The sequence below is a fragment of the Nocardioides panacihumi genome (assembly GCF_039530925.1).
Taxonomy (GTDB): domain Bacteria; phylum Actinomycetota; class Actinomycetes; order Propionibacteriales; family Nocardioidaceae; genus Nocardioides; species Nocardioides panacihumi.
This window is the reverse complement of record NZ_BAAAPB010000005.1, coordinates 197,033-209,790: the sequence shown is the minus strand read 5'-3', so window position 1 is coordinate 209,790 and position 12,758 is coordinate 197,033. Positions and strand designations below refer to the sequence as shown.

The 12,758-nt window shown below is 73.6% G+C and carries 13 protein-coding genes; 9 read left to right on the top strand and 4 right to left on the bottom strand.

Going from position 1 to position 12,758, the window contains the following annotated elements; genetic code table 11:
- Positions 1-60: 60 nt before the first annotated feature.
- Positions 61-546: a hypothetical protein gene (locus tag ABD205_RS19955; protein WP_344047924.1), complete on the bottom strand. Its 486-nt coding sequence runs from the start codon at positions 544-546 to the stop codon at positions 61-63.
- 212 nt (positions 547-758) lie between these two features.
- Here ABD205_RS19955 and ABD205_RS19950 point away from each other — a divergent pair, with 212 nt between their 5' ends.
- The 9 genes from ABD205_RS19950 (at position 759) to ABD205_RS19910 (ending at position 7,273) form a co-directional block, all read left to right on the top strand.
- Positions 759-1,181, top strand: a complete 423-nt coding sequence (locus tag ABD205_RS19950) for a pyridoxamine 5'-phosphate oxidase family protein (protein WP_344047922.1) — start codon at positions 759-761, stop codon at positions 1,179-1,181.
- A gap of 111 nt (positions 1,182-1,292) precedes the next feature.
- Complete coding sequence (locus ABD205_RS19945; protein ID WP_344047920.1) at positions 1,293-1,793, top strand: DUF2231 domain-containing protein; 501 nt, start codon at positions 1,293-1,295, stop codon at positions 1,791-1,793.
- Between the two features lie 10 nt (positions 1,794-1,803).
- Complete coding sequence (locus ABD205_RS19940) at positions 1,804-2,493, top strand: response regulator transcription factor (protein ID WP_344047918.1); 690 nt, start codon at positions 1,804-1,806, stop codon at positions 2,491-2,493.
- The gene (locus ABD205_RS19935; protein WP_344047916.1) at positions 2,490-3,833 is read left to right on the top strand and encodes a sensor histidine kinase; all 1,344 of its coding nucleotides are present in this window, start codon (positions 2,490-2,492) and stop codon (positions 3,831-3,833) included. Before ABD205_RS19940 ends, ABD205_RS19935 begins: the two co-directional genes overlap by 4 nt.
- Before the next feature lie 99 nt (positions 3,834-3,932).
- Positions 3,933-4,286: a hypothetical protein gene (locus ABD205_RS19930; protein WP_344047914.1), complete on the top strand. Its 354-nt coding sequence runs from the start codon at positions 3,933-3,935 to the stop codon at positions 4,284-4,286.
- Positions 4,283-5,209, top strand: coding sequence for an FAD:protein FMN transferase (locus tag ABD205_RS19925; RefSeq protein ID WP_344047912.1), 927 nt, complete (start codon positions 4,283-4,285; stop codon positions 5,207-5,209). Before ABD205_RS19930 ends, ABD205_RS19925 begins: the two co-directional genes overlap by 4 nt.
- Positions 5,206-5,841: a hypothetical protein gene (locus tag ABD205_RS19920; RefSeq protein ID WP_344047910.1), complete on the top strand. Its 636-nt coding sequence runs from the start codon at positions 5,206-5,208 to the stop codon at positions 5,839-5,841. The genes ABD205_RS19925 and ABD205_RS19920 overlap by 4 nt, the downstream gene beginning before the upstream one ends.
- Complete coding sequence (locus ABD205_RS19915) at positions 5,838-7,082, top strand: NADH-ubiquinone oxidoreductase-F iron-sulfur binding region domain-containing protein (protein WP_344047908.1); 1,245 nt, start codon at positions 5,838-5,840, stop codon at positions 7,080-7,082. The genes ABD205_RS19920 and ABD205_RS19915 overlap by 4 nt, the downstream gene beginning before the upstream one ends.
- Positions 7,079-7,273, top strand: a complete 195-nt coding sequence (locus ABD205_RS19910) for a ferredoxin (protein WP_344047906.1) — start codon at positions 7,079-7,081, stop codon at positions 7,271-7,273. The genes ABD205_RS19915 and ABD205_RS19910 overlap by 4 nt, the downstream gene beginning before the upstream one ends.
- Before the next feature lie 33 nt (positions 7,274-7,306).
- Here the strand turns inward: ABD205_RS19910 and ABD205_RS19905 are convergent, their stop codons facing one another.
- The 3 genes from ABD205_RS19905 to ABD205_RS19895 all read right to left on the bottom strand — a co-directional run bounded on the left by ABD205_RS19905 (position 7,307) and on the right by ABD205_RS19895 (position 12,758).
- Entirely contained in the window at positions 7,307-9,028 is a 1,722-nt protein-coding gene (locus ABD205_RS19905; RefSeq protein ID WP_344047904.1) for a copper resistance CopC/CopD family protein, read from the bottom strand.
- 49 nt (positions 9,029-9,077) lie between these two features.
- A complete protein-coding gene (locus tag ABD205_RS19900) occupies positions 9,078-9,557 on the bottom strand; it encodes a hypothetical protein (protein WP_344047902.1) in 480 nt (159 codons plus the stop codon).
- Positions 9,558-9,620: 63 nt separating this feature from the next.
- On the bottom strand, positions 9,621-12,758 hold the full coding sequence (locus ABD205_RS19895) for a multicopper oxidase domain-containing protein (RefSeq protein ID WP_344047901.1): 3,138 nt from the start codon (positions 12,756-12,758) through the stop codon (positions 9,621-9,623).

Sequence of the window (12,758 nt, the reverse complement as noted above, 5' to 3'; positions counted from 1 at the left end):
TCCGTCACCTCAGCCTGCGTGGCGGAGGCGGCGGCGGGCATCCGGCGAAGGTCACCGGGCTCAGGACGAAGGTCCCCGGCCCTGGCCCTTCTCGAGATCGGCGACGAGCCTCGCGAACTCCTGGTCCACCCTCCACTGGTCGGGCCGCACCGCCGTCGACTCACGAGGCGTCCTCATGACGCGGCGTCGGCGGACCGACGCACGTCGCCAGATCACGACGGCGCACGCACCGGCGGCCGCGGCCACCCCACCGACGATCGGCGAGAGGACGGTGAGTCCCACCAGTCCCGCGCCGACGACGGTGACGACGAGACCGAGGTGCATCGACCAGGCGACGCGGTAGCCGTAGTCGGCCAGGCAGGACCAGAGCAGGAGCGTGAGGAAGAGCCAGAAGCCCACGGCGACGACCAGCACGAGCCGTGGGCCCCAGACGACCTCGAGGCAGCTCATGCCGACTCCCGCGACCGCACCGGTCAGCACCGGCCAGGTGCGCGCCAACCGGTCGGAACGGCTCCATGTCGTGGGACGGTGCGTGGCCGTGGTCATGCTCCGAGGCTGAGCGGCTGCTCGGGAGGAGCGACAGGGCCGTCGTACCGGTGTCGGAGGGACGAACGTCCACCGCGCCTCGGCCGTCGGCAGTGGCGGCGCGAGGGTCATTCGTCCCTCACTGCCCATGACTCGGGCCCCTTCCGACGCCGTGGCGACGGCGGCACGGTGGGATCGAACGGGCTGTGTCCGGGCACATCTGGGAGGCGATCATGAAAGAGCTGTGGTTCCGCGGCGAGCTCAAGGAGATCGGTCGCGACGAGTGCTTCGAGCTCCTCGGGAGCAGGTCGGTCGGCCGGATCGGGTACTGCACCAGCGGTGGGGCCGTGATCCTGCCGGTCAACCATGCGGTGATCGGCGGTGAGATCGTCGTACGCGTCTCGCCTGGAGGCCAGACGGCCCGGTATCTGCGGGACAACGCCCCCGAGCCCGACCTCACCTACGAGGTCGACGACTTCGACGACTACACCGAGTCCGGGTGGAGCGTCCTCGTGACGGGTACGGCGCGGGCCACCTCTCCGGAGAGCCTCGCGAGTCTGACGGATCGGCCGGTGCCCTGGCCCGCTGGGGACTACTGGGACTACGTCCGGATCCATCCCACCCGCGTCACGGGCCGGCGCCTGGTGCCCGCCTAGGTCGCCCGGCGCCCAGCCGGACCTGATTTGAGAAGGCTTTAACGTTCCCTTGCGGACGGGCTCGGCCAGCGGGCCGGAGACTGGTCGGACACCCAGCCTGAAAGGAACCCGATGCCGTCCACGATCTTCGGCCTGCCTCTGCACCCCCTGATCGTCCATGCCACCGTGGTCTTCGTGCCGCTCGCGGTGATCGCTGTCGCCGCCGCGGTCCTCGTGCCCCGATTCCGTCGCTGGGCCGGCCCGGTCCCGGCCGCGCTGAGCCTGGTCGCTCTCGTCCTGACTCCGCTGTCGACGTCGAGCGGAGAGAACCTCGAGCACTCCTTGCCGCACAACCAGCTCATCGAGCAGCACGCCGAGCTCGGTGACCAGCTGATCCCGTTCACGATCGGCCTCTTCGTGCTGGCCGCCGGGTTCTGGTGGCTCGACCGCCGTCGCGCGGTCGCCGGGGGCCCGGGCGCGAAGACACGAGACCGGCTGCGGGTCGTGACGGCCGTGGTCGGCGCGCTGGCCGTGCTGGCCGCGGTCGGCACCGGCGTCCAGGTCGCGCGGATCGGACACAGTGGCGCGAAGGCCGCGTGGGCGGGGACCGGGAGCGGGTCGTCTGACCAGTAACGTGACGGGCATGGTGCGCCTCCTGCTCGTCGAGGACGACCCGGACATCCGGCGCACGCTCGCCCGCGGACTGGGGGAGCAGGGCGTGACGGTGGTCTCCGTCGCCACCGCTGTCGAGGCGATCAAGGCGGTCACCAGCGAGCGTCCCGACGCGGTGGTGCTCGACCTGGGGCTGCCGGACCTCGACGGTGCCGACGTCCTGGCGCTCATCCGGTCCAGCAGCGACCTGCCGGTCGTGGTGGCGACCGCGCGTGACGACGAGCGCGAGATCGTCCGGCTGCTCGACGCGGGGGCCGACGACTACCTGATCAAGCCGTTCTCGGCCGCCCAGGTCCTGGCACGGGTCAGGGCGGTCCTGCGCCGTACGGCGCCGACTGCTCAGCAGGACCCGAGGGTCGTCGTCGGCGGCCTGGTCGTCGACCCGGTCTCGCGCACCGCGCAGCTCGATGATCGCGAGCTCACGCTCAACCGCAAGGAGTTCGACCTGCTCTTCGCGCTCGCCTCGCGGGCCGGCGAGGTCGTCACCAAGCGTCAGCTGCTCGCCGAGGTCTGGCAGATGCCGTGGGGCGGCGCCGACCGGACCGTCGACGTCCATCTCTCCTGGCTGCGTCGCAAGCTCGGCGAGACCGCCGCCGACCCGCGCTACCTGGTGAGCGTGCGCGGCGTGGGTGTGAAGCTCGTCGACCCGAGCGCGCCATGAGCCTGCGACAGCGCATCCTGACGTTGGCGGTGGGCGCGTCCGCCAGCGTGATGGTCCTCTTCGCGATCCCGCTGTGGCTGCTGCTCTCCCGCTCGGCGTCCGAGGAGAGTCGCGAGAGTGCCGTCACCGTCGCGCGCGGCGTCGCCGACTACCTGAGCACGGGCCCCGCGGAGCGCACGGTCCTCAAGGCGTACGTCGACCGGCTGAACGGCCGCGACGACCGGGCCAGCGTGACCGTGATGCTGCCCGACGGCACCAGCATCGGAGCCCAGCTCCCTGCCGGTGCGCCCACCGACACCGACCGGGCGGTCAAGGACAAGCACGCCGACACCGACGACAGCAGCGGCCTGATGCCGGTGTCGCAGCCCGAGATCCACGAGGTCGACGGCGGCGAGCTGGTGGCCGTCCGCGCCACGACGGCGGACGGGCCTGTCACGGTCCTCGCCTACAGCTCCGTCGGTGACGAGCGTGTCCGGGCCGTGCACCGGCTCCTCTGGCTCGCGGCGGCCGCCGCGGGGCTGCTCATCCTCGCGGCCGGAGCGGCCGAGGTCGTGACACGACGCCTGGTGCGCGACCTCGACGAGACGGCCGCGGCCGCCGACCGCCTCGGCGACGGCGACCTGTCCGCGCGAGCCCCCGAGGACGGCGTCGCCTCGGAGGTACGCCGGGTCTCGTCCGCCCTCAACCGGCTGGCCGGTCGCATCGGCGACCTCCTCGCCGCCGAGCGCGAGACGGTCGCCGACCTCTCGCACCGGCTCCGCACGCCGCTGACCGCGGTGCGCCTGGACGTCGAGGCGCTGCCCGCCTCCGAGCGGACCGACGAGCTCGACGCCCACCTGGACCACTTGGAACGCACGCTGACCGCGGTCATCCGGGCCGCGCGGCGTCCGGAGCGCGAGGGTGTGATGCCGCGCTGCGACGCGACGCAGGTCCTGCGCGACCAGGTCGACTTCTGGCGACCGCTCGCCGAGGACCAGGGCCGGGTCATCGACCTGGACGTGCCGGACCGGGCCGTCGACGTACGTTGCGCCGCGGACGACCTGAGGGCCGCGGTGGATGCCCTCCTGGAGAACTGCGTCGCCCACACGCCGGAGGGCGTCGACGTCGCGGTCGTGCTCGCCGACCCGGGTCGACGCTCGGGTGAGCCGGTGTTGCTCGAGGTGCGTGACCGGGGCCCCGGGATCCCGGACGGCGCAGTCCACCGCGGCCGCAGCGACCGCGGCTCGACCGGGCTGGGGCTGGACATCGCGCGCGCCTGTGCCGAGGCGAGCGGCGGTCGGCTGGACGTCGAGAGGGACGAAGGGTGGACCGTCGTCCGCCTGGTGCTCGGTCGACCCTGAAGGGCTCCGGCCCGTCATGGCGGGGGCACAGGTCGATTTGACCTCGATTTGACGGGCCGTTTCGGCACCGCTGAGCCGCATCGGGGCAACGTGGATGTCATGAACGACACCCCTCGCCGCCGTCTCCTCCGCCGAGCACGCATCGCCACCGCCGGGATGATCGTCACTGCAGCAGCCGGCACGGCGGCCATCACCGCCGCCGCGGCGAGCACGACGGCCCAGAGCGGCCAGGGCGGCACGAGCGGGTCCGGCTCCTCCGGCACCCCCCAGTCACCGACCACGAGCCAGTCTCCGACGACCAGCGGCTCGGGTGCGACGACGGGGTCCGCTCACGAACGGTCCCACTCCGGCTCGTCGAGCAGCGGCAGCACCGGCGTGGTGCCCGCACCGCCCTCCAGTTCGTCCTCCAGCTCGTCCTCCAGCTCGTCGCAGGGCGGGTCGAACGCGTCATGACCACACGGAGCTGGCAGGACTGGTCGTGCACCGTCCGGGTGGTGGTCGGCCAGGACGAGACCGTGCCGGAGGCCACCATGGACGAGGCTGTGGCGACGGTCCGCGAGCTCATGGCGGACGTCGACGGCGCGGTCAGCCGCTTTCGCGAGGACTCCGAGCTGGAGGCCGTCAACGACGGCGCCCCGCGACTCCTCCCGGTCGGTGCGCTGACGCTGACCCTGGTCGAGGCCGCGCTCGAGGCGGCCGAGCGCACCGACGGCGCAGTCGACCCCACCGTCGGTGGTCACGTCGCGTCCTGGGGGTACGACGCGGACATCGCCGCCGTCCGCGCTGCGGCGCCGACGCGCCACGTCCGCCCGGTCGCGGCGCCGCCGGCCGACTGGCGCCGGGTCGTGGTCGATCACCAGCTGCGCAGGATCGGCGTCGCTCGGGGTCTGCGGCTCGATCTCGGCGCCACGGCGAAGGCCTGGACCGCCGATGAGGCAGCCCGCCGGGTCGCCGCGCACCACGGTGCTCCGACGCTGGTCGAGATCGGGGGAGATGTCGCCGTCGCCGGAAGCACGGTCGCCCCGTGGCGGGTGCGGGTCGCCGAGACCGCGGAGGGTCCGGGCGAGGTCATCGGCCTGACGCACGGCGGGTTGGCGACGTCGTCCACCGTCGCGCGGCGGTGGCGCACCGACATCGGCGAGGCTCACCACGTCGTGGACCCGCGCACGGGGGCGCCCGCCGACGGCGACATCCGCACCGCCAGCGTGTGGGCCCCGACGTGCGTGCTCGCGAACACCTACAGCACGGCGTCGCTGATCTGGGGGGACTCGGCCGCCGCGCGACTCGAGTCCGCCGGACTGTCAGCCCGTCTCGTCGACCAGGGCGGGGCCGTTCACCGCGTCGGATCCTGGCCCGTGGGCGAGCGTGTCGCATGACGCTCTGGTTCCTCGCCCGTGCCGCAGGGTTCATGGCCCTGCTGGGTGCCACGGTCGCCGTCTGCCTCGGGGCGACGGCATCGGGGTCCTCGCCCTCGACCCGGGTACGCCGCCGCAACCTGCGGCTCCTGCTGCAGCTGACCCACCGCTCGGCGGCGGTCGTGACGCTGGCCCTGCTCGCGCTCCACGCGGTCCTCCTGATCCTCGACGCGCACGTGAACATCTCCGTCCCGGGCGCTCTCGTGCCGTTCACGGCCGGCTATCGCGGAGTGGCCGTCGGTCTCGGCACGCTCGCGGTCTACTGCTTCGCCGTCGTCGCCGTGTCGGGAGCTCTCCGGGGGCGGCTGGCCGGCTCCAGCACAGCGGCCAGATGGTGGCGGCCGGTGCACGCCCTCGCCTACGCGGCCTGGCCGCTGGCGATGGCGCACGGCCTGCTCGCGGGCACCGACACCCACGCTCGCTGGGCATGGTTCCTGTACGGCGGATCGGCGCTCGCCGTGCTGGTCGCGATCTGGAGGCGCCTGTCCGCCGAGGAGAAGCACGCCACCGGTCCGCTGACCGCCTGGCGCGACCTGCACCGGCGGCGCAGCCGGCAGAACACCCCCTTCGTCACCACCGGGAGACACTCGTGACCACGCTTCAAGCGCGTTTCGCACCCACGGCCTACGGGTCGGCCCGGCTCCTGGCGGGCGTCACCCGCGGCGCGTACGCCGACCTCGCCATGCACCGATCGCTCCACGGTGCCCAGCAGCACCGCACCCACGATGCGCTGGTGCGGGAGACCGCCGCGGTCCGGCTGTTGGGTCGGGGCGGTGCGGCCTTCCCCGTCTCGACCAAGCTGGCCGGCCTGCCGGCCAGGTCGTCGGTCGAGGTCGTCGTGAACGGCTCGGAGAGCGAGCCTGCGAGCCACAAGGACCGCACCCTCATGACCCTCGTCCCGCACCTCGTCCTCGACGGCGCCCTCGTCGTCGCCCGCGCCCTGAGAACGAGGCGGGTCACGATCGCCGTCCACGACGCCGCGGCCCACGAGGCGCTCAAGCGAGCCCTCGCGGAGAGGCGTCGTTCGGAGCCGCATCCCGAGTCGGTCACGGTGCGGATGCAGCCGGCCCAGTTCGTCGCCGGTGAGGTCCGTGCGGTGCTCAGCGGCCTCGACGGCGGAGCTGCCGTGCCACCCGGCCGGCGTACGCTCCCGACCCGGCGAGGCCTGCACGGAGCGCCCACCTTCGCCAGCAACGTCGAGACGTTCGCGCAGATCGCGCTGCTCGTCTCCCTGGGCGCGCGCCGTTATGCTGAGGTCGGCGACCCGGAGGAGCCGGGCACCAGCCTGCTGACACTGGTCGGGTCCGGGTCGGGCAGCGGTGTCGTCGAGGTGCCCACCGGTCTGCCGCTCGACGCGCTGCTCGGCGGGAGCGATGTCGACAGCGGGCCGGTCCTGATCGGCGGCTACCACGGGCACTGGGTGAGCGACGTACGCGGCCTGCGGCTGACCCGCCCGGCACTTCGCGCGGCGGGTGTCCCGCTCAACGCAGGTGTGGTCGCCCGCGTGCCGGCCCACGGCTGCGCGCTGGCCGAGGTCGCGGCGGTCGCCAGGTGGCTGGCCAGCCAGTCGGCCGGCCAGTGCGGACCGTGCCTGTTCGGGACCCACGCCGTCGCCCGGGACGTCGACGCGCTGCTGCACGGACGACCCTCGCTGGAGGTCGCCGGTCGCCTGCGGGCCATGACCGGACGCGGCGCCTGCGCGCACCCGGACGGCACCGCCGCGTTCATCAGCAGTGCGCTGACCACGATGACGGCGGAGGTCGCGGCGCACGCCGAGCACGGCGGCTGCGGGCGGCCGTACCTCGGCGTCCTTCCGCTGGTGGAGGACCGATGAGGATCCAGGTCGACTGGACCCGGTGCGACGGCCACGCGATGTGCGCCCTGCTGCTCCCGGAGAACATCGCGTCCGACCCCGACGGCTTTCCTGTGATCACCCACCCCGTCGTCGGGTCGGAGGCGATGCGGCACGCCCGACGCGCGGTCGCCGCCTGCCCCGCGCTCGCCCTCCGCCTCGAGCGGGACTGAGGTCGCGGAGCGGCGCAACCGGCCCGCCAGGCGTCAGGGCAGGGCGGGCTCCTCGTCCCGTGCCGAGGTGCTTCCGTCGGGGGCCGGCGCACGCCGTGCCCGGCGTCGGAGGGCGACGAGCCCGAAGCCGGCAGCGACGCCTGCGAGCGTGGCCGCGAGCAGTCGCACCGCCGGGGTCAGCGGGGTCCGGGACACGACGGCGGACGGCGGCGGCGTCGCGGGTCCGACGACCCACGGGTAGGTCGCCGTCACCGGGTCGATGCCCGGCCGCGTGACGGTCACCGTGATGGCCGTGGGTCCGCTCGGGAGGTCGGGGGCCGGCGCTGACCAGTGACCGTCGCCCAGCGGTCGGGCGCCGCCGAGGTCCGTGCCGCCGACCTGGATCGTGACGCCGGAGACCGGGCCGGGCGCAGGGCGCCGCCGGTCGAAGAGGTCGACCAGGACCACGGAGGGTCCGGCGCGGTTCGGCCGCAGGCTCAGCGCCTCCTCGAGGTCGCCTACCTGTCGCGCGATCGGTCCCCGGTTCGGAGGCGTACCGGCGTCGGCCAGCTGCGGCTCGGTGGCCGGCTGCCCGGCCAGCAGAAGTGCCGTCAACGCGATCACGCCGCCGACCGCGACCGCCTCGGCCGTGATCGTGCGGCGGGGGACGTCGCCTCGACGTCGGAGCCCACGGTGGTTGACCAGCGCCAGCCCGCAGACGGCGGCCACGACGGCGAGCTTGACGAGCAGCGTCCGCCCGTACGACGTGAGCACCGCCGCGTCCGCCGACACGACCACGTCCGAGGCGAGCCACACGCCGGTGACCACGGCGATCGCGAGGCCCACCGCGGCCGGGACCGCGAAGCCGCGCAGCGCTGCGCCCAGCTCGGCCGCCGGGAGGGACTGCCGGGGCCTGCCGGCGAGACCGATCGCGATCCCCGCGACCGCGCCGGTCCAGCCGAGGGCCGCGAGCAGATGGACGGTGGTCACCGGGACCCGCAGCGGGTCGCCGGCTGACTGGGCGACGGCGTGCCCGAGAAGGGTCTGCCCCGCCGCGGCGAGCGCGGCGCCGACGACGAGCGACGCATGGCGCCCGGGAGCGCGGATCCCGTGCACCAGCAGGGCGATGCCCGCCGTGCGGACCACCCACCGGCCGGCGTACCCGCCCGCGAGCAGGACGGCCGCATCCCCGGCGAGCGCCTCCCGCACGGGGCCGAGCAGGGCGGCGCCGATCGCGAGCAGCCCGCCGAGGACGGCCGCTCGACGGATCCGACGCCGCACGGGCGGCGACGCTGGGCGCAGCGTGCGGAGGGCGAGCGGAGCACCGAGCAGCAGGGCCATGCCGCCGAGCAGCACGGCGCCGGCGACGGCCTCGAGTGGGTCGGGGTCCGCCTCGTCGACACCGCCGCCGGCGACGGCGGCCCGAACACCGAAGGCGAGCACCCCCGAGGTCCGATGGAGGTCGTCGCTCGAGAGGGTGCTCCAGGTCAGGCGGTACGTGCCCGTGGGCAGGTCGGGGAGGTCGGCGACGATCTGGGCCGGCGCCTCCGTGTCGTCGAGGTTCGCGCTGTCGAGGCGGAGCCGGGCGAGCGGGACCCTGCGCTCCTGGGCGTCGAACAGCTGGAGGGTGGTCGCCGACAGCACGACGTGCTCGCTGAAGAACAGGCGGAGGGTGTCCGGCGCCCGCGCGACGGTCGCGCCGTCTGCAGGGTTGCTGTGGTCGAGATAGGCATGGGCGCCCGCGGGTGCCGCCCCGCAGAGGAGGGCGGTTCCCACCAGCACGAGGCTCGCGGCCGCTCTGCCGAGGAGACTCACGGCCCGGGCCTCAGAGCACGGGGACGTGCCGGAGGGACACGCCGGCGTAGGTGATGGTGACCCGTTCTCCAGGCTTGATCGCCCCGCCGGTGTTCTCGTACACGAAGTAGTACGTCTGCCCGGCGCGCATCTGGTGTCCGGCGCGCATGATGGACGCGCGCTGCGTGCCGCCACCGTGCTCCTCGCTGGCGAGCCGCGGCGGATGCGCCCGGTCGGCCTGGAAGGTGGTGGCCTTCTCGGTGTCGAGCACGACGTAGAAGAGCGTGATCAGGCCGCCGTCGCCGACGACAGCGACCCGTGAGAACCGGACCCCGGTCCGTGTCTCGAGCTGCGTGCTCTGGGGCACCGTGGCTCCGGCCGAGGCGGCCGGCTGATGGGGTCGGAGCAGCACGAGCCCGAGCACCAGCACCAGGACCACGGCCAGGCCGCCGTTCAGCAGGAGGCGGGGCCGAAGGCTCGGGCTCGGGGCGGTGAGTGTCGTGACAGGCATTGTTCCCCCTAGGTGTGGCGCTGGAGAGGCCCCCGCAGGTCGCGACCCTGCGGGGGCCTCAGGTCAGGGCAGCGTGTAGCGCGTGGACTCGAAGGAGTCGACGTACGCGCTGCCGGTCGAGGTGGTGTTGGTGCCGGCCACGATGCCGAGGCGGGCGCTCTCGATGCTGAGCCCCGTCGTGCTGCCGGTCTGGGTGATCACCGCGACGCCGTCCACCGACAGCCTCAGCGAGCCCTGGGCCGCGCCGGTCGCCGGCCCCGAGACCCAGTCCACACGGATCGCGTGCGCACCGGCCGTCAGGCTCTGCCAGCCGCTGGTGAACGTGCCGCCGATCGTGCGGGCCATGACGACCTGCACCTGGCTGGTGCCGGCCGACCTCCGGTAGTTCACCGTGAACACGTTGCCGTTGGCGCCGTTACGGGCGTCGAACAGGTCGACGGCCGCAGCGCTGCCGCTGGTGAACGTGGTCGCCGAGAGCTGGAACCGCGCGTGGTACGAGGTCTCCGCCGCCGGTGTGTTGTCGGTGAGGAAGTGCGTTCCCGGTCCGGTCAGGAGGAGGCCCTGGTTGCCGGCGCCGTTGGGCAGCCCGGCGATCGGCGAGGCCGCCATCGAGCCGCCACCGACGTTCGTGCGTGCGGACCAGGCGTTCAGGTTCCCGGAGTCGAACGTGTCGGAGAAGATCGCGTTCGGCTTCGAGACCGTCACGGTCGTGTTGACCGCGTTGCTCCAGTTGCCGGCGAGGTCCTGCACCCGCAGGTTGAAGCGGACGGAGCCGGGAGTGATCCCGGTGAGCGGCACCGCCACCACCACGTTGGTGCCGACGTAGCTCACCTGGACGCGGGTGCCCTTGCCGACTCCCGGGTCGGTGGTGCCGGTCCAGAACTCGGCGGTCTGGAAGGCCGTGTCCCTGGTGACCGGTGCGGTGAGCGTGAGCAGCTGGGCGCCGGCGGTGGGGTTGGGCGAGCCGGTGACCGAGGCGAGCGCCGGGGCCGTCTTGTCGATCGTCAACGGGATCGCGAACAGGCTTCCCCAGTTGCCCGCGACGTCCTTGCCGCGGAGCAGCACCTGATAGCTGCCGTCGGCCTTGACCTTGATCTGCGAGAGCGGGACGAGGCCGTAGACCTGCTCGCTCGGGCTGTCGAACCGGCCGTCGACCGCGAGCAGCTGGAGCCCGCTCCCGGCAGCGGGTGCCGGACTGGTCGGCGCGACGAACGCCTCGGCCGCCTTCAGCTGGTTGGCGACGGCGCCGTTCGTCTCCCGGTCTGTGACCACGCCGGCGATCCGCAGGTAGCCGGTGTTGCCGGGCGCGGAGAGGAGGCCGTTGCTCGGGTTGGGAGTGATGCTCGCGGCGTCGACCGCGGGCCCTGTGCGGTCCAGCGTGAACGGTACGTCGAGAACCGGTCCCCACAGTCCGAGTGAGTCGTGGCTGTGCAGGAGCAGGTGGTGCGTGCCCTCGGTCAGGCAGCTGAGCGCGATCGGAGCGGTGGCACAGGTCTGCCCGCTGACGGGCGCTGCCGGGACGACTCCGTCCTCGCTGACGATCGTCGCGGTCCTGTTGCGCGTGAGCTGCTGGCCGCTACCGTCGGTGCCGGCGGTGTCGAGGAACAGCTCGGCCCCGTCGATGACGCCGTCGGCCGCCGTGTCGTCACCGGTGGCGCTGACACTCAACGCCGCCTTGTCGCCGGTCACCGGGGCGGAGAGGGAGCCGTTGGTCGTGGCCGGCCCGACCTTGGGCAGGCTCAGCACCACGGATCCGAGCGGACCCCAGTTGCCCGCGGCGTCGTGGGCCCGCACGAAGACGGTGTGCTTGCCGGCGTCGAGGCAGCTCAGGGCGTAGGGCTGCGAGGTGCAGTCCGACCCCGCGTCGGGTGCCACCGGCAGGCTGCCGTGGACGCCGGTCACGGCGGCCGATCCGAACGCGCCGGTCATGGCAAGTCCGGCACCCACGCCGACGTCGGGGTCGTCGACGAGGATCTCGGCGGCGTCGACCGCCGAACCACCGCTGCTGGTGTCGCTCAGGTCTGCGGTCACCGTCAGGGGCGTGAGGCCTGCGGAGGGGTTCGGGGACACGGCCAGGTGCCTGGACGCCGGGCCGACGTGGTCGTCGGTCGGGGCCGGTGCGTTCGTGTCGAGGAACGTCATCATGCCGCCGGTGGCGACCTGGGTGACGTCGAGCTCGGTCTGGCCGTTGTTGTGAAGGTGACCGCCGGTCTCCATCAGGGTGACCTTGGACTCGGCGCCCGTCGGCATGGTGACGATCGTGTCGACCGTCGCGCCCGAGAGCACCGTGGCGACGACCTCGCGCTGCGCATGGGCGCGCGGGTGACCGTCGTCGGCGACCTCGAGCTGGGTGGCCCCGAGGGTGAGCATGGGGTGCGTCACCGTGCCGGCGTTGACGTAGCGCAGCAGCACCCTGTGGCCCTGGTCCGTGGGGATCGGGTCGGTGGTCGGGAACGGGCGCCCGTTGACGAGCCGGTACGCCGGGTGGAAGTCGCGCATGTCGAAGCCGGCCGGGTCGGCGTTGAGCCGGGGGTCGATCTCGCTGAGCACGACGACCGCCTCGTCGTCGTACGCCTGACCGTTGGCGGTGCCGTCCGTGGGCAGGACGACCAGTGCGCCGGCCAGGCCCAGGGCGACCTGCCGGGTGCCCCCGGGCGTGTGGCCGGCCTCGTAGAGGAACGTGCCCGGTCGGCCGGCGGTGAAGCTGTAGGTGCCGGAGTCGCCGGGCGCGGTGCCGGCCGTGCTGTCCAGGCCGGCGGTGAAGCTGCTCGCCGGCTGGCCCGGGAAGGCCAGGGAGACGTCCTCCGCGAGCTGGTTGTGCAACGTGATGGTGACGGTGTCGCCCTGTCGGACCGCGAGCACGGGGCCCGGTGCGGTCGCCGAGCCGGCGGCACCGGTGCTCGAGAAGCCCCAGATCGGCAGGGTCTTCCCGAGCACCTGCGTGGTTCCCGCCATGGCGTACAGGTCACAGGTGTCGGTCGCCGTGGCGTCGTCGCGGCTGCATCCGGTGGGAGCCAGCCTGCCGACCGGCGCTGCCACCGCTGCGGCTCGCACGGGTGCCGCCGCTGCCGCGGGACCCGACGTCGCGCCGATCGTCGCACCGAGGGCGGCGACGGTGGCGGCGCCGAGACCCACGGCGGTGGCCAGGGCGGTGAGGCACCGGACGAGCCGGTTGGTTCGGGTGGTTCGAGTGGTGTTCAT

What these genes read in the sequence shown, in the direction of transcription:
- ABD205_RS19955 (WP_344047924.1), bottom strand. Translation starts at nt 546, where the DNA reads ATGACCACGGCCACGCACCGTCCCACGACATGGAGCCGTTCCGACCGG.
- ABD205_RS19950 (WP_344047922.1), top strand. Translation starts at nt 759, where the DNA reads ATGAAAGAGCTGTGGTTCCGCGGCGAGCTCAAGGAGATCGGTCGCGAC.
- ABD205_RS19945 (WP_344047920.1), top strand. Translation starts at nt 1,293, where the DNA reads ATGCCGTCCACGATCTTCGGCCTGCCTCTGCACCCCCTGATCGTCCAT.
- ABD205_RS19940 (WP_344047918.1), top strand. Translation starts at nt 1,804, where the DNA reads ATGGTGCGCCTCCTGCTCGTCGAGGACGACCCGGACATCCGGCGCACG.
- ABD205_RS19935 (WP_344047916.1), top strand. Translation starts at nt 2,490, where the DNA reads ATGAGCCTGCGACAGCGCATCCTGACGTTGGCGGTGGGCGCGTCCGCC.
- ABD205_RS19930 (WP_344047914.1), top strand. Translation starts at nt 3,933, where the DNA reads ATGAACGACACCCCTCGCCGCCGTCTCCTCCGCCGAGCACGCATCGCC.
- ABD205_RS19925 (WP_344047912.1), top strand. Translation starts at nt 4,283, where the DNA reads ATGACCACACGGAGCTGGCAGGACTGGTCGTGCACCGTCCGGGTGGTG.
- ABD205_RS19920 (WP_344047910.1), top strand. Translation starts at nt 5,206, where the DNA reads ATGACGCTCTGGTTCCTCGCCCGTGCCGCAGGGTTCATGGCCCTGCTG.
- ABD205_RS19910 (WP_344047906.1), top strand. Translation starts at nt 7,079, where the DNA reads ATGAGGATCCAGGTCGACTGGACCCGGTGCGACGGCCACGCGATGTGC.
- ABD205_RS19900 (WP_344047902.1), bottom strand. Translation starts at nt 9,557, where the DNA reads ATGCCTGTCACGACACTCACCGCCCCGAGCCCGAGCCTTCGGCCCCGC.
- ABD205_RS19895 (WP_344047901.1), bottom strand. Translation starts at nt 12,758, where the DNA reads ATGAACACCACTCGAACCACCCGAACCAACCGGCTCGTCCGGTGCCTC.